Below are 17,593 nucleotides of genomic sequence, written 5' to 3' on the forward strand. Positions count from 1 at the left end.
CTAATCCGACCTACCTCGATCACGGCAGCAGCGGTTGGATGGCCGCGATGGTACGCGGCGTGGCGCCACGGTGCTGCGCCGCGAAGGCCAGCGCCTTTTGTCCCATCGACGCCAGCTGCGCGGGGTCTTGCAGCAAGACTGACGCTTGCGCCATCAGCGCATCGGCATCCGCCACCCGCGCGGCGCCGCCGGCGGTGATCGCCTGCTCGGTCACCAGCGCAAAATTGAAGGTGTGCGGGCCGATCAGCACGGGCTTGCCCAGGGCCGCCGGCTCGATCAGGTTTTGCCCGCCCAGTGGCAGCAGGCTGCCGCCGACAAAGGCGCAATCGCAGGCCGCGTAGTACGCAAACATCTCGCCCATCGAGTCGCCCAGCAGCACCTGCGTGCCCGCCGCCACAAAATCGTCCTGCGCCAGGCCGGACCTGCGCTGCACGCTCAAGCCATGCGTCAACACCAGCTTTTCCACCTCGTCGAAGCGCTGCGGATGGCGCGGCACGATCAGCAGCAGAACACCATCGGGCAAGCTGGCGCGGGCAAAGGCATCGAGAATCAATGGCTCTTCACCTTCGCGCGTGCTGGCGCACAGCAGCACGGGACGCGCACCGATGGCGGCGCGCAGCCAGGCACCCGTCGCCAGGGCCGCCGCGGGCACGACGACATCGAACTTGATGCTGCCCGTCACGACCACGTTCTGCACGCCCAGCATGCGCACGCGCTCGGCGTCGTCCTGCGTCTGCGCCGCCACCAGGGTGATGCCGCGCGCCGCGTCGGCAATGAGTTTACCCAGGCGCTGCGCCTTGCCCAGCGAACGCTGTGACAAGCGCGCGTTGGCCAGCACCACCGGCACTTTGTGGCGATTGCATTGGTGGATCAGGTTCGGCCACACTTCCGTCTCCATCAGGATGCAGATGCGGGGCGCAAAATGGCGGATGAAACGGGCCGGCATGGCGCCCGTGTCGTACGGCAGATAGCTTTGCAGCAGGCGCGGGCCGTGCTTGGCGAACAGGGTTTTACCGGTCGCGCGCCCTGTGGGCGTCATGTGCGTGAGGACGATGCGGGAATCGGGCCAAGCGGCCAGCAGCGCATCGATCAGCGGCTCGGCCGCGCGCGTCTCGCCAACGGAGACGGCGTGCAGCCAGAGCGTGGCTGGTGCAAGTGCCAGCTGGCGAGGGTAAAAACCCAGGCGTTCGCCCCAGTGCTGCCGGTAGCCGGGTTCCTGGCGTCCGCGCAGCCACAGCCGCGCCAGCACCAGGGGCAAGGCCAGCCACCAGGCAAGGGTATAAAGAAGTCGCATGATTTTTTAACGCTGACGTCAGGCGGGAGGATAGTCGGCCAGCAGGCGCTGTGCCGCGGCCAGCACTTCCGGCACGCCGGGCGGCGCACCCTTGTCGCCCAGGTTGATGATTTTCGGCGACCAGTTGCCTTCCGTTTTCCACAGCGGCGAATCAGCATAGATTTCCACCGTCGGACGCACAAAGGCTGCGGCGATATGTGTCAGGCCCGTATCGACGCCGACCACCAGCGCCGCGTGGCGCGCCAGCAGCGTGGCATCGCCCATCGACAGCTTCGGCAGCACGCGCGCATTCGGCAGGCCGGCCGCCAGCACTTCTGCTTCCGCTTTTTCCTTGGGCGAACCCCAGGGCAGCAAAATCGGCATGGGCGCAAGCGCATGGCCCAGGGCGATCCAGTTTTCCGGCGCCCATTTCTTGGCGTCGCGCGCCGTGCCGTGGAAGTACACGCAGTATGGCGCCTCGCCCATCCAGTCCGGGCGCGGCTCGCTGCCTGACACTTCCGGCAAGCCGAAATCGGCCGGCGTGTCGAGCGTGTAGCCGAGTGCCGCGGCGGCCACCATGCGGCCGCGCGCTACCGCATGCGTGCGTGGATCGAGCGGAATGCTTTTCGTGTGAAAGATGCGCGAGATGCCTTCGTAGCCCGAGCCTTCGCTGCCATTGGCCAGGCCGACCTTCTGTCCGCCCGGCGCCAGGCGCGCGGCGCCCATGATGATGCCCGTCTTGAGCAAGCCCTGGGTATCGAACACGTAATCGTAGCGCGTCTGGCGCAGGCTGCGGAAAAAGGCCGCGATTTCCGCGCGCGTCTCCTTCTTGCCCAGGCCCTTGCGCCAGCGCCGCAGCGCGAACGGGAAGATGGCGCCCACGCGCGGGTTCAGGCGCACCAGGCTGGTGTAGCCTTCCTCGACCACCCAGTCGATGGTCGCATCCGGATAATGGCGGGCGATGTCCGCCACCATCGGCAGGTTATGCAGCACGTCGCCCAGCGAAGATACCCTCACCAGCAGGATTTTCAGGGGCGCCTGTGCGCCAGGTTGACCGGCCATGCTGTCAGAACGGCAGAACGGCGTCAGGCTTGGCGGCCAGGATCACGCTCTTGAACTGGCCCTGGATACGTGCCAGCGCCGCCGGCGTTTCCGCTTCGAAGCGCATCACGATCACCGGCGTGGTGTTCGACGAGCGGGCCAGGCCGAAGCCGTCCGCGTATTCCACGCGCAGGCCGTCGATGGTGATGATCTGTTCATTGTCGGGGAAGACGGCGTCGCGGCGCAGCATGTCCATCAGCGCGACGTTCTCGCCTTCCTGCAGTTCCAGGTGCAGTTCCGGCGTGCTGTCGGACTGCGGCAGAGAGTTCAAAAGGGCCGAAGGATCGACTTCGCGCGTGAGTATTTCCAGCAGGCGCGCGGCCGAATACATGCCGTCGTCGAAACCGTACCAGCGGTCCTTGAAGAAGATATGGCCGCTCATTTCGCCGCCCAGCGGCGCGCCCGTCTCGCGCAGCTTGGCTTTTACCAGCGAGTGACCGGTCTTGTACATCAGCGGCACGCCGCCATGCTTGCTGATCCACGGCGCCAGGTGGCGCGTGCATTTCACGTCGTACAGGATTTGCGCGCCCGGATGGCGCGTCAGCACGTCGGCGGCAAACAGCATCATCTGGCGGTCAGGGTAGATGATCTGGCCATCCTTGGTGACCACGCCCAGGCGGTCGCCATCGCCATCGAAGGCGATGCCGATCTCCGCATCCGTCTCGGCCAGGCAGCGGATCAGGTCTTGCAGGTTTTCCGGATGCGCCGGATCGGGGTGGTGGTTCGGGAAATTGCCATCGACTTCGCAGAACAGTTCAATGACCTCGCAGCCCATGCCGCGGAACAGGTCGCCCGCGAACGCGCCGGCCACGCCATTGCCGCAGTCGACGGCGATCTTGATCGGGCGCGCCAGCTTGACGTCGCCCAGGATGCGCTGCAGGTAGGCGGCGCGGATATCGTACGTGGCATAGCTGCCCGGCGTGCTGCTGGCGCTGCCGTCGTGGGCGACGATGCTGTGGTACAGCGCCTGGATCGCTTCGCCGTGGATCGCTTCGCCGGCCAGCACCATCTTGAAACCATTGTAGTCAGGCGGATTGTGACTGCCCGTGACCATGATGCCGGAGCGCGTGTCGAGCACATTCGTGCCGAAGTACACCATCGGCGTGGCCACCACGCCCAGGTCGATCACGTCGACGCCTGCGGCCTGCAAGCCCTGCGCCAGCGCCGCCGTCAGTTCAGGTCCCGACAGGCGGCCATCGCGGCCGATCACGACCCGCTGCTCACCCTTGGCCAAGGCGGCTTGGCCAAATGCCTGACCGATCTTGTAGGCCACGCTGGCATCGAGGGTTTTAGCAATGATGCCGCGAATATCGTAGGCCTTGAAGATCGTTCTGGACAATGGAAGCATGGTGTGGGCGGTATAGTATAAGTAAGGGTATCGATAAGGTGCCTGGCAAGGTACAGCGCGTGGCTGGCAGCTTGCCACTGCGCCAAGAGTATACCGAATTATACGCGCAGCAGATCGATGGACTTGCCCGATTCCACCCACTGCTTGACCCACAGCGGCTGGCGACCACGGCCTGTCCATTGTTGAGTAGCATTGTCAGGATGGCGGTAACGTACCGCGACTTTGCCCGTGCGCGGTTGCAAGCCTTCGAGTATCAGCTGTTTCAGCGGAATGCCCGCTTGCTGCGCGATGGCCATGATCTGTTCGCGCGCCTTGTTCAAATCTTCGCGCTCGCGGCTGTTCAATTCCTGCTTCACATTATCTTCCAGCTTGCGCAATTCCAGCATCGTCATCGTTGACAGATCCATCCCGTATATCCTTTACATTCAATTAAATAATAAAATCACGTGGAATATACTACATTGCATAAACATTTGCGCACGGTTGCCTAATCCCTCGCCGCTGAAATCGCGGACCTGAATTCATTTACCTGTTCAACATTAAGATTCACTGAAGAATATGCCGGAAGCGCACGTGGGTAAATGAATAAACATGAATAAAATGACATTCCGGCTGGCATGGCGCCATGCATCGACTCCAGCAAGTATGCCAGGGAAATATTATCGCTATAAAGCAGCGAAATATTCAGCTAAAGTAAATGCCCATACAAAATAATAGCGTCCGGCTTTTCCCTTCCGCCCGGTCATGCGCGTAATCCGGCATCAGCCGGAAAAGCTCCCGACGACCAAGGGCGGCCATGCTTATAATGCATGCGCGTAGTTCACTTCACCTCGGTACCTATGAAAACTTACTTTATCGGCGATCTGCAAGGCTGCCATGCACAAACCATCGAACTGATCGAACGGATCCAGGCGGCAGCGGATGGCCCGTACCGCCTGCTGTTCGCGGGCGACTTGATCAACCGCGGCCCGGCCTCGCTGGCCACCCTGCGCCACGTGCATGCGCTGGCGCAGCAAGGCCTGGCCGACAGTGTCCTGGGCAACCATGACTTGCATTTGCTGGCCGTGGCCAACGGCATCCGGCCCGAGCATGCGTCCGATACGCTGGGCGAGATCCTCGACGCGCCTGATCGCGACGAGCTGATCACCTGGCTGCGCCAGCGTCCGCTCGCCTTGCGGCACCAGGGGCATGTGCTCGTGCATGCGGGCTTGCTGCCGCAATGGAGCGCAACCCAGGCTTTGTCCCTGAGCGAGGAAGTGTCGACCATGCTGCGCAGCGATGGCTGGGTGGGGTTCCTGCGCAGCATGTACGGCAACGAGCCGGCCGCCTGGCGCGACGACCTGCAGGGTACCGACCGGCTGCGCTGCATCGTCAACGCCATGACACGGCTGCGCTTTTGCACGCCGGACGGCGTGATGGACTTCAAGATGAAGGAGAGCGGCAGCGCGCCGCCGGGCTCCGGCCTGCTGCCCTGGTTCGACGTGCCGGGCCGGCGCAGCGCGGGCGACACTGTCGTCTTCGGCCACTGGTCGGCGCTGGGACTGCAGTTGCGACCCGACCTGATCGGCCTCGATAGCGGCTGCGTCTGGGGCGGAAAACTGTCGGCCGTGTGCCTGGAAGACCGCTCGCTGCTGCAAGTCGACTGTCCCGCCTTCCAGCGGCACAGTGGCAAGCGGTAAGTGCCAAGTGATACGCATGGCGCGCATATGCTTAGTCGAAATCGGTCGTTTGCCTTGCCGCCCAAGCCCCGTATGATGCAGCTTTTACCTGTGCCATCCCATGCATCCTGATACCGACAGACTGGCGCGCTGGCTGCTCGGCAGCCTGGAGCTCGACACCGCCGTCCTGCATGTGGGCCAGTACTGTGGCCGCTGGCGCGCTTCCACGGCGGGCCGGGAACTGGGCAGCTTTCACCTGGTGCTCGATGGCCACTGCTATTTGCACCTCGATGGCGCGGCGCCGATAGCGCTCGGCCCGCGCGACGGCGTCTTCCTGCTGCGCGACTTGCCGCATTTCCTCAGCCCGCACAGCGATCCGCTGCAGGCGGCAAGCGCGCAAGCCATGCTGCCGCTGCAGACACCCACGCAGCAGCCGGCGACGGCGCTGGCCTGCGGCTTCTTTCAATTTCGCGGCGCCCTTTCCGCGCTGATCGTCGACTCCTTCCCGCCGTATCTGCTGATACGCGGCGACGCGCCCGCCTTCAGCGCCGCCGCAGCGCTGTTCGACCTGATCCTGCTTGAAGCGGGCGGCGATCCGGAGCAACCGTCGCCGCTCATCGCCCGCCTGGTCGAACTGCTGTTCTTTTACCTGATCCGCCACGTGGCGCAGGGCGAGCAGGTGGCGGCCGGCCTGCTGTCGCTGCTGCACCAACCCGCATTTTCGCCGCTGCTCGAACGCATGCTCGACGCCCCCGCCGACGACTGGTCGATCGAGAACATGGCCAAGGCGGCCTGCATGTCGCGCGCCAGCTTCTGCAAGCATTTCGCCAACGCCAGCGGCCACTCGCCAGCCCAATTCCTGCTCCTGCTGCGCATGAAGATCGCCGCGCGCCGGCTGCACGACGGCGTCTCCGTCGAACGCGCGGCCGAACTGGTGGGTTACCGCTCGCACGCCGCCTTTACGCGCGCCTTCAAGCGGGTCACGGGCGAGCAACCGGGTGCCTACCGGCGCGACCAGAGATTGCGCCAACTGGCCAGCTAAGTGCCTGCCGGAATCAAGGATCACACAATCACAGACGAACGAGCACAAAAGGACGACGCTGACGTCTGTTGCGTGCGCAATATGGCCGATATAATGCCCGGGTGACTTACCAACTTAGCAAGGTACCCCATGTCCCGTCTGACGCTGCACACTCTCGATACCGCCCCGGCCGATAGCCGCCCCTTCGTGGAAAAGGCCATCGCCAACAATGGCTTCCTGCCCAACCTGATCGGCGTGCTGGCCAATGCCCCGCTGGCATTGGAAACCTACCTGACCGTCTCGGGCATCAATGCGCGCGCCAGCCTGACATTAATGGAACGCGAAGTGGTGCAAATCACGGCCGCGCGCATCCATGGCTGCGATTTCTGCATCGCCGGCCATAGCGCCATTTCGCTGAAAAAGGCGGGCCAGACGCCCGACATCGTTCGCGCCCTGCAGCATGACCAGCCGACCGGCGACGCCAAACTCGACGCCGTCGCCGCCTTCGCCACGGCCGTCATCGCCACACGCGGCGCCGTCAGCGACGCCGAATATCAAACCTTCCTGGCCGCCGGCTACAACGAACAGCAGGCGCTGGAAGTCGTGCTGGGCATCAGCCTGGCCACCCTGTGCAATTTCTCCAACAGCCTGGCCGGCACGCCCGTCAATCCGCAATTGACGCCCTACCTGCCTGGCGCCGTCTGACATGGGCCACCTCAATCACTGGCTGCACATGCATGCCGACCAGCTCGATCAATCGTCGGAACTGTCTGAAACCGTTTTGCCGGCCCTCGCCGGCGACCAGTTGCTGGCCATCGGCGTGCCGCAGGAACACGGCGGCGCGGGCGGCGACGTGCGCGACGCCATCGACGCCATCGCCAACGTCGCCGAGCAATCGGTCACGGCGGCCTTTGTCTTCTGGGGCCAGCGCTGCTTCATCGAATTCCTGCTGCAAAGCGAGAACCGCGCGCTGGCCGAGCGCCGCTTGCCCGGCCTGCTGGCTGGCACGCAGGCAGGCGCCAGCGGCCTGTCGAACGCCATGAAATTCTTGTCTGGCATCGAGCAGCTGCAAATCACGGGCGTGCGCCAGGATGACGGCTTGCTGGTCGACGGCGGCCTGGCCTGGGTAACGAACTTGCGCAAGGCGGGCTTTGTCGCGGCCGCCGCCGTGGCGCCGAACGACGGCGCGCCACCCGCCATCGTCGCCTTCGACAGCGGCACGCCGGGCGTGCAGCGCAGCGACGACCTGGACCTGATCGCCCTGCGCGGCAGCAATACCGCCTCCGTCAAGCTGACGCAGGTGCACATCCCCGCTGCGGACATCATCAGCGACAATGCGCCGGCCTGGCTGCCGCAGGTACGCCCCTCGTTCCTCGGCATGCAGTGCGGCCTGTCGATCGGCCTGGCGCGCGCCAGCCTGGCAAAGGCGGCGCAGATCTCGGCCGGCTCGCGCAACGCGCTCACGCCGCGCATCGAAGCGCTGCAAGCCACCCTGGAGGCTGCTGTCGACACCTTGCTGGCCGGCGTGCACGATGGCCGCTTCAAGACGCAGGCGCCGGCCATGTTCCGCCTGCGCATACAACTGGCCGATGTGCTGCAGCAGGCCCTGATGCTGGAACTGCAGGCGATGGGCGGACGCGCCTACCTGAACGCGGAGCAGCAGGGCTTTGCGCGCCGCTGGCGCGAATCGTCGTTCATCCCCATCGTCACTCCCAGCCTGACGCAATTGCAGGCAGCCTTGCAGCTGTTCGACAGCCAGCAGGCGGCCAAGGCGGGAGCATCGGCATGAACGTTGCTGATTGGGCCTTGCAGGCGCAGGACCTGAGCTACGCCTATCCGGGCACGGCACCCGTGTTCCAGCACGTCTCGCTGGGCGTGCGCAAGCGCGAAATCGTCTGCCTGCTGGGCGGCAGCGGCTGCGGCAAATCGAGCTTGCTGCGCGTGCTGGCCGGCTTGCAGCCGCCGTCCACGGGAGCAATTCAATTCCTCGACGCTCCCATGCGCGAACCGGACCCGCGCAGCGCCCTCGTCTTCCAGCAAGCCAGTTTGCTCCCCTGGCTGAACGTCACGGGCAATGCCGGCTTCGGCCTGGACTTCAAGCACCAGCCGCAGCTCACGCGCGAAGCGCACCAGGCGCGCGTGGCGCAAGCCATCGAAGCGGTGGGTTTGAAGGGCCGCGAAAAGCTGTATCCGTCCGCGCTGTCGGGCGGCATGGCGCAGCGCGTGGCCCTGGCCCGCGCGCTGGCGCGCGAACCGGAACTGCTGTTCGCCGACGAGCCGTTTTCCGCGCTCGACGCCATCACGCGCGCCGAGATGCAATCCTTGCTCGTCGACGTGGTGCACCGCTGGCACACGGCCGTGCTGCTCGTCACGCACGATATCGATGAAGCGATCCTGGTGGCCGACCGCATCTTGCTGATGGGTGGCAAGCCCGGCAACATCGTGCGCGAATGGCCCGTTGCCATCGCCCAGCCGCGCATCGGCCACAGCGCCGAAGTGATCGCCCTCAAGATGGACATCCTCGACGCCCTGCAGGCGCTGCAAAAGCAGGATCAAACGCCCGCCTTTGCTCCCCACTAATCGACCGGAACTTTCCCATGACATTCGAAGATCAAAACAAACCCCTGCATATCTGCGCCTCCTCCGATTGCGACTGCGGCCTGACACGGCGCGACTTCCTGCGCATGTCGGCCCTGGCCACGGCCAGCGTCGCTTCGCCCCTGCTGTTCGCCGGCGACGCCATGGCCCAGCAAGGCCCGAAAGGCGACGACCAGCCGGTGAAAATCGGCTACCTGCCGATCACCGACGCCACTCCGCTGCTCGTCGCCCACGCCCGCAAGCTGTTTGAAGCGGAAGGCTTGCAGGCGGAAACGCCGCGCCTGTTCCGCAGCTGGGCGCAGATCATCGAAGCCTTCGTCGCCGGCCAGGTCAACGTCATCCATTTGCTGTCGCCGGCCACCCTGTGGGTGCGCTACGGCGCCAAGTTCCCCGCCAAAGTCGTCGCCTGGAACCACGTCAACGGCTCCGCGCTGACGGTGGCCAACGAGATCAACAAGGTCTCCGACCTGGGCGGGCGCACGGTCGCCATCCCGTTCTGGTACTCGATCCACAACATCCTGCTGCAGCAAATCCTGTCCTCGAATGGCCTGACCCCGGTCACGCGCGCGCGCAACGCGACCATCAAATCGAATGAAGTCAACCTGATCGTGCTGGCGCCGGCTGAAATGGTCTCGGCCCTGGCCAGCAAGTCGATTGCCGGCTACATCGTGGCCGAGCCGTTCAATGCGGCGGCGGAAAACGCCGGCATCGGCAAAATCCTGCGCTTCTCGGGCGACGTGTGGAAAAACCATGCGTGCTGCGTCACGTTCCTGTCCGAGCGCGACATCAACACGCGTCCCGAATGGGCGCAGAAGGTGACCAACGCCATCGTCAAAGCGCAGCTTTGGACGCGCTCGAACCAGGTCGACACGGCCAAGCTGCTGTCGAACGTGGGCGAGCACCGCTACACGCCGCATCCGCTGCAGGTGCTGACCAAGGTGTTGGCCACCACCGATTACGCGAGCTACGAAAAGCAGGGCCTGATCGTGCACAAGAACTGGCAGCAGCGCCGCATCGACTTCCAGCCATATCCATTTGCCTCGTACACGGAAGAACTGGTGCGTGCCATCGGTCGCACCAAGGTCGAAGGCGATACGCGCTTCCTGGCCAATCTCGATCCGAAATTCGCCGCGCGCGACCTGGTCGATGACCGCTTCGTGCGCAAGGCCATCACGGCAGTCGGTGGCCCGGCCGCCTTCGGCTTGCCGGCCAATCTGCTGCGCAGCGAAACCGTGGCGGTCTGACGATGGCAAAGAAGTTGTTCACGAAGTTCGGCCTGCCCCTGGTGGGGCTGGCCTGTGCCTTGCTGTTGTGGTCCATGGGCGTGACGGCGCTGGAGAAATCCACACCGATCGCCACCGCCTTCGCGCCGCTGCCCACGGCGCTGGCGTTCCGGGAAATGCTGGGCGGTTCGGATATCTGGCTGCACGTGGTACTGAGCCTGCAAAGGGTAGCTGTCGGCCTGGGGCTGGCGATCATCATCGGCGTGCCGCTGGGCGTGCTGGTGGCCATGTCGAAAAGTTTTTCCGGCGCGGCCATGCCGCTGTTCCAGCTGCTGCGCATGATTTCGCCGCTGTCGTGGATGCCGATTGCCGTGATGGTGCTGGGCGTCGGTGACGCGCCCGTGTACTTCCTGCTGGCGTTTGCGGCCGTCTGGCCGATCCTGCTCAATACGGCGGCCGGCGTGGCGCGGCTCGACCCGAACTGGCTGCTACTGGCGCGCAGCCTGTCGGCCACGCGCAGCGAGATCGTCTTCAAAGTGATTTTGCCGGGCATTACTGCCGATATTCTGACGGGCGTGCGCCTGGCCATCGGCATCATCTGGATCGTGCTGGTGCCGGCGGAAATGCTGGGCGTGTCGGCCGGTCTCGGCTACTTCATCCTCGATACGCGCGACCGCCTGGCGTATTCGGAGCTGATGGCCGCCATCGTGCTGATCGGGATTTTAGGTTTTATCCTCGACTACCTGGCCCGCGCCGCCCACGCGCGCTGGCTGCACGTCAAGAATTAAGCTGGTCCAGCGGCAGCGCGGCGGCCACCGCCGCCTGCGTTGCCGCCGCCAGCTCACGCCGGTGCGCGTCGGCCGTAGCAACGGAAGCCAGGCAGGTCAGGCGCGCCGTGATGGGGGGACCGCTCAGGATCGCCACCATGCTTTGCGCAAAGCTCATGTCGCCGATGAAGTCGACGGCGTGATGCAAGGCCCCCTTGTCATCCACATACACGAGCGCGAACGGCTGCACCGGTACTTGCGCATCGATGGCCGCCTCGAACAGATTCGCGTGAAACGGCAAAATCCGCCCTTGCGCGGCGGTCGTGCCTTCGGGGAAGAACGCAATGCGTTCGCCCGCCGTCAATTTATCCACCAGCCCCTGGAAAATCAGGCGCAGGTCACGCTTGCTGCCGCGCGAAATAAAGATGGTGCCGGCGCGCCCCGCCAGCCAGCCGAGGATGGGCCAGGCGCGGATTTCCGCCTTGGCGACGAAACGGCACGGGTGGACGGCATTGATGACGAAGATGTCGAGCCACGAAACGTGGTTCGCCACCACCATCGCATGGTCGAGTGCCGGCACGCTGTCGGCCGGCAGCGCCACGTGCACGCCGCAGATGTCGAGCAGCTGCGTCGACCAGCGGCGGATGCGCCGGTTGCGCCCCTCCAGGTCCAGCCAGGGGAACAGCACGGCGCTCTTGGCCATGCCGCAGCTCAGGTGAATGGCGATGCGCGCGAGGCGGTAGGTAAGCAGAAGTTTCAAATGACACCAAGGTTGGAAGCAAAGCCATACGGCCGCGTAGGTCGGCTTAGCAGCGCCCGCGAGGCGCTGCGTAAGCCGACAGGAGCCGCCATGGGACTTGTCGGATTACGCGTACCGCTAATCCGACCTACGGCTCCGATACAAATATTTAACGCTGAAACGCCACCCGTCCAGCCACGATGGTCGCCTTGACGATGCCGCTCAGCTCATAGCCGAGGAAAGGCGTGTGCTTGCCCTGGCTGGCCAGCGACGCCGACGACACGGTCCAGCGTGCGGCGGGATCGAAGACGCAGATGTCGGCCGCTTCGCCCACGGCCAGGCTGCCGGCCGGGATGCCGGCGACCCTGGCCGCGTCCGACGTGACCTTGGCCACGGCGCGCGCCAGTGGACGGGCGCCGGCTTGCGGCTGCGCCAGCGCATAGTCGTCGGCCCATTTCAGGGCCAGCGACAGCAGCAGTTCCAGACCCGTGGCGCCGGGCGACGCTTCGCCGAACGGCAGCAGTTTTTCATCATCGTCGACGGGCGTATGGTCCGAGCACATGGCGTCGACCGTGCCGTCCAACAGGCCGGCGCGGATCGCATCGCGGTCGCGCTGGCTGCGGAACGGCGGCGTGACGCGCGCGTTCGAATCGAAAAAGCCGATATCGGCGTCCGTCAGGTGCACATGGTGCACGCCCACGTCGCAGGTGACGGGCAAGCCTTCGGCCTTGGCGGCGCGGATCAGTTCCAGGCCAGCCGCCGACGAGATACGGCACAGGTGCACGCGCGCGCGGCTGGCGCGCATCAATTCAAAGATCGTGTGCAGGGCGATGGTTTCGGACATCACGGGGACACCGGACAGGCCCAGGCGCGAGGCCAGCGGACCGCTGTGGGCGATGCCGCCGCGACCGATATGCGGATCCTGCGGGCGCAGCCAGACGGTGTAGCCGAAGGTGTTCGCGTACTGCATCGCGCGCAGCAGCACGGTGGTGTCTTCGATCGGCTCTTCCGCCTGCGCGAAGCCGATGCAGCCCGCTTCCGTCAGTTCCGCCATTTCCGTCAGCGACTTGCCTTTCAAGCCCATGGTCAGCGCGCCCAGCGGGTGCACGTGGGCCTTGTTCTGCGTCTTGGCGCGGTATTTCAGCATCTCCACCAGGCCCGGCTCATCTAACACCGGGTCGGTGTCGGGCGGGCAGACCAGGCTCGTGACGCCGCCCTGCAGGGCCGCCTGCAGTTCCGACTCCAGCGTCGCCTTGTATTCGTAGCCCGGCTCGCGCAAGCGCGCGGACAGGTCGACCAGACCGGGGGACACCACCAGGCCGGCCGCATCAAAGGTGGTATCGGCCTTGAAACCGGCCGGGGCGCTGCCCACGGCCAGCACTTTGCCGTCGGCGATAAACAGGTCTTGCAAGCCATCGATGCCGTTGGCAGGGTCGATCAGGTGGCCGTTCTTGATATGTAGTGTCGTCATGCTCGCTTACTCGTCCTTGGGCTATCAGCCCTGATTACCAGCCAAAATACTCATCACCGCCATGCGCACGGCGATACCGAACGTCACCTGCGGCAGGATCACCGCCTGTGGACCGTCGGCCACGGCCGAATCGATTTCCACGCCGCGGTTCATCGGACCCGGATGCATGACGATGGCGTCCGGTTTCGCCAGCGCCAGGCGCTCGGGCGTCAGGCCATAGCTCTTGAAATATTCCTGCGCCGATGGCAGCAGCGCGCCGCTCATGCGTTCATTCTGCAGGCGCAGCATGATGATCACGTCCACGCCTTTCAAGCCTTCATCCATGTTGGTGAAGGTGCGCACGCCCATTTGCTCCAGGCCGCCCGGCAGCAGGGTGTGCGGGCCGATGGCGCGCACTTCCGGCACGCCCAGCGTGGTCAGCGCATGGATGTCGGAACGGGCCACGCGGCTGTGCAGGATGTCGCCCACGATGGCCACCGTCAGGTTAGTGAAATCCTTCTTGTAGTGGCGGATCGTGTACATGTCGAGCAAGCCCTGGGTCGGGTGCGCATGGCGTCCGTCGCCCGCGTTGACGACGTGGACGTGCGGCTGCCTGGTGTCGATCAGATGCTTGGCGATCAGGTAGGGCGCGCCCGACTGCGCGTGGCGCACGACGAACATGTCGGCATGCATGGCCGTCAGGTTGTCGATGGTGTCGAGCAGGGACTCGCCCTTGCTGGCCGACGAGGCCTGGATGTTCAGGTTGATGACATCGGCCGACAGGCGCTTCGAGGCGATCTCGAAGGTGGTGCGGGTGCGCGTGGAGTTTTCAAAGAACAGATTGAAAACGCTCTTGCCGCGCATCAGCGGCACCTTTTTCACATCGCGGTCGGAAATGCCGACGAACGAGGAAGCGGTATCGAGGATGTGGTTGACGATAGACTTCGGCAGGCCTTCAATCGTCAGCAGATGTTGCAGTTCGCCGTGTTTATTCAGTTGCGGATTAAGCATGGTGGGTATCTAGGGTGAGCGTGAATTTTCCATCGTCGGCTTGCTTCAGGACCAGGGCCTGGCCCGCCGGCACGGCAGTGAAGGCAGCCACGAAATCGGCGGCCACCGGCAGCTGGCGCTCGCCGCGGTCGACCAGGGCGGCCAGCATGATCTTGGCCGGACGGCCATAGTCGAACAATTCATTGATGGCCGCGCGCGTGGTGCGGCCCGTGTACAGCACGTCGTCGACCAGCAGGATGGTGGCGCCGGCCACGTCAAAACTGATCTGCGTCGGCTTGACGTCGGCATGCAGGCCTTTCTGGGCGAAGTCGTCACGGTAGAACGACACGTCGAGCACGCCCAGGCGGTCGACCAGTTTCAGGTCGCGCGCCAGGCGTTCGGCCAGCCAGGCGCCGCCCGAATGGATGCCGACGATGGCCACGTTGGGGATGCCCGCCAGGCCGCTCTGCACCTGCTGCAGCAAGACCGCGTACAGGGCCTCGGCGTCGAGTTGGGAAGGATTCGTAGGATGCGGCATAGAGTTCTTAATCATTCAGGGAGGGAGTCTAAGGTCAGATTAATAATTCGCGTCGAAATACTGTTGCAGGATGATGGCGGCGGCGCGGTCATCGATGACTTCGCCGCGTTTGGCGGCGATGACGGCCGAGGAATAACGTTCGTCGACCAGTTCCACCGGCAGGTTGAAGCGGCCATGCACCTGGTTGGCGAAACGGCGGCAACGCGCGCTCATTTCATGTTCGGTGCCATCCGGATGGCTGGGCAAGCCCACCACGATGCGGCTCGCGCCCCACTCCTTGATCAGGCTATCGATGGCGGCAAACTTCGGCTCATTCGCCGTGGCCGTGATCACGCTGAGCGGCTTGGCCTGGCAAATCATGCTATTGCCGATGGCCACGCCGATGCGTTTCAAGCCGAAATCGAAGGCGAGGATGGTGTCGATGGCGTCACCGCTCATGCGTGTCCGGCTTCCGATGCCAGCATCAGGGGATCAATGCCCAGCAATTTGATGGCCGCCACGTAACGCTGCTCGATGGGGAAGTCGAACAGGATGTCGGCCGAGGCACCCACCGTCAGCCAGCCGTTGCGGCCGATCTCGTCTTCCAGCTGGCCCGGGCTCCAGCCCGAATAGCCGATCGACACCAGCATGCGCTCGGGACCATCGCCCTTGGCGACGGCTTCGAGCACGTCGATCGAGGTGGTAAATGCGATTTCATCGGTCACCGTCAGCGACGAGGAATAGTGCGCGCCCGGCGTATGCAGCACGAAGCCGCGGTCGTCCTGCACGGGGCCGCCGAACATGATCGGTTCGTTGATGATGGGCGTGTCGCTGCCGGCCGCCAGTTTCAGGTCGATGCGGTCGAACAGCACTTCCATGGTCATGTCGGTGGGTTTGTTGATGACGACGCCCAGCACGCCGTTTTCATTGTGCTCGCAGACGTACACGACCGTGCCGCCGAAGATCGGATCTTGCATGGCCGGCATCGCGATCAGGAAATGGTTGGCCAGATTCAAGGTGGAGGAACCGGTCGCGGCCGGCTCTCCCACACCCTGCATCAAACGATGTCCTGGTAGAGTCTGGTCAATTTTACTCTTTTTCATACGCGATGCTCTCTCTGTGGGCTTGCTGGCAAGTCTCGCTTACCCCGCTATCGTACGCCTGGCGCAAGCTGCCGCGAATGCTGGGCGGCGCGCACCGTGATGCCAGGCGCTATTCTTGTTATGTTGTAAATTAATGGTCAATTCGCTTTGCCTGCCGACGCATTTCAATGCCAATTGTAAAATTGATTGCACAATCGCTGTCGCACATAAACCACCACGAACACACCCGCTAGTTTACACTGAATTGCCGCCGCAGCGACGCCAAAGGCACGACGCGCGCGGCCATAAAGCCCTGTTGGCGGCAAAAAATGGCTATCTTTGACCCTGAACACGCAAAATAATGACAATCAAGACTTCCCTGGTGTGGTTCCGGCGCGATCTGCGCGCATTTGACCATGCTGCATTGCATCACGCCCTGCGCCAGAGCCAGGCCGTGCATTGTGTCTTCGTCTACGACACGTCCATCCTGGCAGCGCTGCCGCGCCGTGACCGGCGGGTCGATTTCATCCATGCCAGCGTGGCCGAACTGGCTGACGAGCTGCGCCAGCTGGGCGGCGACCTGATCGTGCTGCACGCGGACGCCGCCGAAGCCATCCCGCGCCTGGCCGCCGAGCTGAACGCCGACGCCGTGTTTGCCAACCACGACTACGAACCGCAAGCGATCGCCCGCGACGCCAAGGTAGCGGCCGCGCTCACGCACGAGACGCGCCTGTGGTTCAGCTTCAAGGACCAGGTCATCTTTGAAAAAGACGAGGTGCTGACGCTTTCGGCCAAGCCATATACCGTCTACACGCCGTACAAGAATGCCTGGCTGAAGAAAATGCGCGCCGAACCCGACTGCCTGGCGCCGTTCGCTATCGAACCGCATGCGGCCAGCCTGGCGCCGCCGCGCAGCGGCACGCCGGCCCCGCTGCCCGCCTTGGGGGAGCTGGGTTTCGAGGCCAGCAACCTGGCCGAACTGGCCATTCCCACCGGCATGTCGGGCGCCAGCACACTGTTCGAGGATTTCCTGCCGCGCCTGGCCCGCTATGATGTGGCGCGCGATTTCCCCGCCCTGAAGGGGCCCTCGTATTTGTCCATGCATCTGCGCTTCGGCACCGTGTCGCTGCGCTACCTGGTGCGCAGCGTGGTCGACCTGATGGACCGGGGCGGTGGCGGCGACGGCGCGCCCGTGTGGCTGGCCGAACTGATCTGGCGCGATTTCTACGCCATGATTTTGTACCAGAACCCGCATGTGGAAGGCGGCGCCTTCAAGCCGGCCTACGACGCGATCGCCTGGGAAACCGGCCCCGAAGCCGATGCCGCCTTTGCCGCCTGGTGCGAGGGACGCACCGGCTATCCGCTGGTGGACGCGGCCATGGCACAGCTGAACCAGACGGGCTATATGCACAACCGCCTGCGCATGGTGACGGCCTGCTTTTTGATCAAGGATCTGGGCATCGACTGGCGCCGCGGCGAAGCGTATTTCGCGCTGCACCTGAATGACTTCGACCTGGCGTCGAACAACGGCGGCTGGCAATGGGCCTCCTCGTCCGGCTGCGACGCACAGCCCTACTTCCGCATTTTCAACCCCATCACGCAGTCGGAAAAATTCGATGCGAACGGACGCTTCATCCGCCGCTACCTGCCGCAGCTGAAGGCGCTGGGAGACAAGGAAATCCACGCGCCCTGGCTGGTGCCGCGCATGCTGCTCGATCAAAAAAACATCGTGCTGGGACGCGACTATCCGGAGCCGCTGGTGCAGCACGATGAGGCGCGCAAGGAGACCCTGGAGCGCTATGCGGTGGTGAAGGTGGTGGCGTAGC

At 64.3% G+C, this 17,593-nt stretch carries 18 protein-coding genes; 8 read left to right on the forward strand and 10 right to left on the reverse strand.

All coding sequences use genetic code 11. The annotated features are described in order from the left end of the window. Nucleotides 1-19: 19 nt before the first annotated feature. From waaA to O0882_RS05425, 4 genes are all read right to left on the reverse strand, one after another. Complete coding sequence (gene waaA / locus O0882_RS05410; protein ID WP_289945956.1) at nt 20-1,294, reverse strand: lipid IV(A) 3-deoxy-D-manno-octulosonic acid transferase; 1,275 nt, start codon at nt 1,292-1,294, stop codon at nt 20-22. An 18-nt stretch (nt 1,295-1,312) separates the two neighbouring features. Continuing rightward, on the reverse strand, nt 1,313-2,335 hold the full coding sequence (gene waaC, locus O0882_RS05415; protein ID WP_289945957.1) for a lipopolysaccharide heptosyltransferase I: 1,023 nt from the start codon (nt 2,333-2,335) through the stop codon (nt 1,313-1,315). 4 nt (nt 2,336-2,339) lie between these two features. After that, nucleotides 2,340-3,722 carry a phosphomannomutase/phosphoglucomutase gene (locus O0882_RS05420; protein WP_289945959.1) on the reverse strand — a complete coding sequence of 461 codons (1,383 nt, stop codon included), beginning with the start codon at nt 3,720-3,722 and terminating at the stop codon, nt 2,340-2,342. A 98-nt stretch (nt 3,723-3,820) separates the two neighbouring features. Then, complete coding sequence (locus O0882_RS05425; RefSeq protein WP_289945961.1) at nt 3,821-4,129, reverse strand: H-NS histone family protein; 309 nt, start codon at nt 4,127-4,129, stop codon at nt 3,821-3,823. 432 nt (nt 4,130-4,561) lie between these two features. Here O0882_RS05425 and O0882_RS05430 point away from each other — a divergent pair, with 432 nt between their 5' ends. The 7 genes from O0882_RS05430 (at nt 4,562) to O0882_RS05460 (ending at nt 11,010) form a co-directional block, all read left to right on the forward strand. Continuing rightward, complete coding sequence (locus O0882_RS05430; RefSeq protein ID WP_289945964.1) at nt 4,562-5,401, forward strand: symmetrical bis(5'-nucleosyl)-tetraphosphatase; 840 nt, start codon at nt 4,562-4,564, stop codon at nt 5,399-5,401. Nucleotides 5,402-5,501: 100 nt separating this feature from the next. Beyond that, nucleotides 5,502-6,422, forward strand: a complete 921-nt coding sequence (locus tag O0882_RS05435; RefSeq protein WP_289945965.1) for an AraC family transcriptional regulator — start codon at nt 5,502-5,504, stop codon at nt 6,420-6,422. Nucleotides 6,423-6,551: 129 nt separating this feature from the next. Then, nucleotides 6,552-7,106: a carboxymuconolactone decarboxylase family protein gene (locus O0882_RS05440; RefSeq protein WP_289945966.1), complete on the forward strand. Its 555-nt coding sequence runs from the start codon at nt 6,552-6,554 to the stop codon at nt 7,104-7,106. A gap of 1 nt (nt 7,107) precedes the next feature. After that, nucleotides 7,108-8,190, forward strand: coding sequence for an acyl-CoA dehydrogenase family protein (locus tag O0882_RS05445; RefSeq protein ID WP_289945968.1), 1,083 nt, complete (start codon nt 7,108-7,110; stop codon nt 8,188-8,190). Continuing rightward, a complete protein-coding gene (locus O0882_RS05450) occupies nt 8,187-8,981 on the forward strand; it encodes an ABC transporter ATP-binding protein (protein WP_289945970.1) in 795 nt (264 codons plus the stop codon). The genes O0882_RS05445 and O0882_RS05450 overlap by 4 nt, the downstream gene beginning before the upstream one ends. 17 nt (nt 8,982-8,998) lie before the next feature. Further along, entirely contained in the window at nt 8,999-10,243 is a 1,245-nt protein-coding gene (locus O0882_RS05455; protein WP_289945972.1) for an ABC transporter substrate-binding protein, read from the forward strand. A 2-nt stretch (nt 10,244-10,245) separates the two neighbouring features. After that, nucleotides 10,246-11,010 carry an ABC transporter permease gene (locus O0882_RS05460; protein ID WP_289945973.1) on the forward strand — a complete coding sequence of 255 codons (765 nt, stop codon included), beginning with the start codon at nt 10,246-10,248 and terminating at the stop codon, nt 11,008-11,010. Here the strand turns inward: O0882_RS05460 and O0882_RS05465 are convergent. From O0882_RS05465 to O0882_RS05490, 6 genes are all read right to left on the reverse strand, one after another. Continuing rightward, complete coding sequence (locus O0882_RS05465) at nt 11,000-11,749, reverse strand: lysophospholipid acyltransferase family protein (protein WP_289945974.1); 750 nt, start codon at nt 11,747-11,749, stop codon at nt 11,000-11,002. The two genes, O0882_RS05460 and O0882_RS05465, sit on opposite strands and share 11 nt — an antisense overlap. Nucleotides 11,750-11,897: 148 nt before the next feature. Next, nucleotides 11,898-13,199: a dihydroorotase gene (locus O0882_RS05470; protein ID WP_289945975.1), complete on the reverse strand. Its 1,302-nt coding sequence runs from the start codon at nt 13,197-13,199 to the stop codon at nt 11,898-11,900. A gap of 24 nt (nt 13,200-13,223) precedes the next feature. Then, nucleotides 13,224-14,189 carry an aspartate carbamoyltransferase catalytic subunit gene (locus O0882_RS05475; RefSeq protein WP_289945976.1) on the reverse strand — a complete coding sequence of 322 codons (966 nt, stop codon included), beginning with the start codon at nt 14,187-14,189 and terminating at the stop codon, nt 13,224-13,226. Beyond that, complete coding sequence (gene pyrR / locus O0882_RS05480; protein ID WP_289945977.1) at nt 14,182-14,706, reverse strand: bifunctional pyr operon transcriptional regulator/uracil phosphoribosyltransferase PyrR; 525 nt, start codon at nt 14,704-14,706, stop codon at nt 14,182-14,184. The genes O0882_RS05475 and pyrR overlap by 8 nt, the downstream gene beginning before the upstream one ends. 39 nt (nt 14,707-14,745) lie before the next feature. After that, on the reverse strand, nt 14,746-15,144 hold the full coding sequence (gene ruvX / locus O0882_RS05485) for a Holliday junction resolvase RuvX (RefSeq protein ID WP_232730726.1): 399 nt from the start codon (nt 15,142-15,144) through the stop codon (nt 14,746-14,748). Next, nucleotides 15,141-15,743, reverse strand: a complete 603-nt coding sequence (locus tag O0882_RS05490) for a YqgE/AlgH family protein (protein WP_101484723.1) — start codon at nt 15,741-15,743, stop codon at nt 15,141-15,143. The genes ruvX and O0882_RS05490 overlap by 4 nt, the downstream gene beginning before the upstream one ends. 385 nt (nt 15,744-16,128) lie before the next feature. Here O0882_RS05490 and O0882_RS05495 point away from each other — a divergent pair, with 385 nt between their 5' ends. Further along, complete coding sequence (locus O0882_RS05495) at nt 16,129-17,592, forward strand: deoxyribodipyrimidine photo-lyase (RefSeq protein ID WP_289945978.1); 1,464 nt, start codon at nt 16,129-16,131, stop codon at nt 17,590-17,592. Nucleotide 17,593 lies beyond the last annotated feature (1 nt).

The sequence above is a fragment of the Janthinobacterium sp. SUN073 genome (assembly GCF_030397665.1).
GTDB lineage: Bacteria > Pseudomonadota > Gammaproteobacteria > Burkholderiales > Burkholderiaceae_D > Janthinobacterium.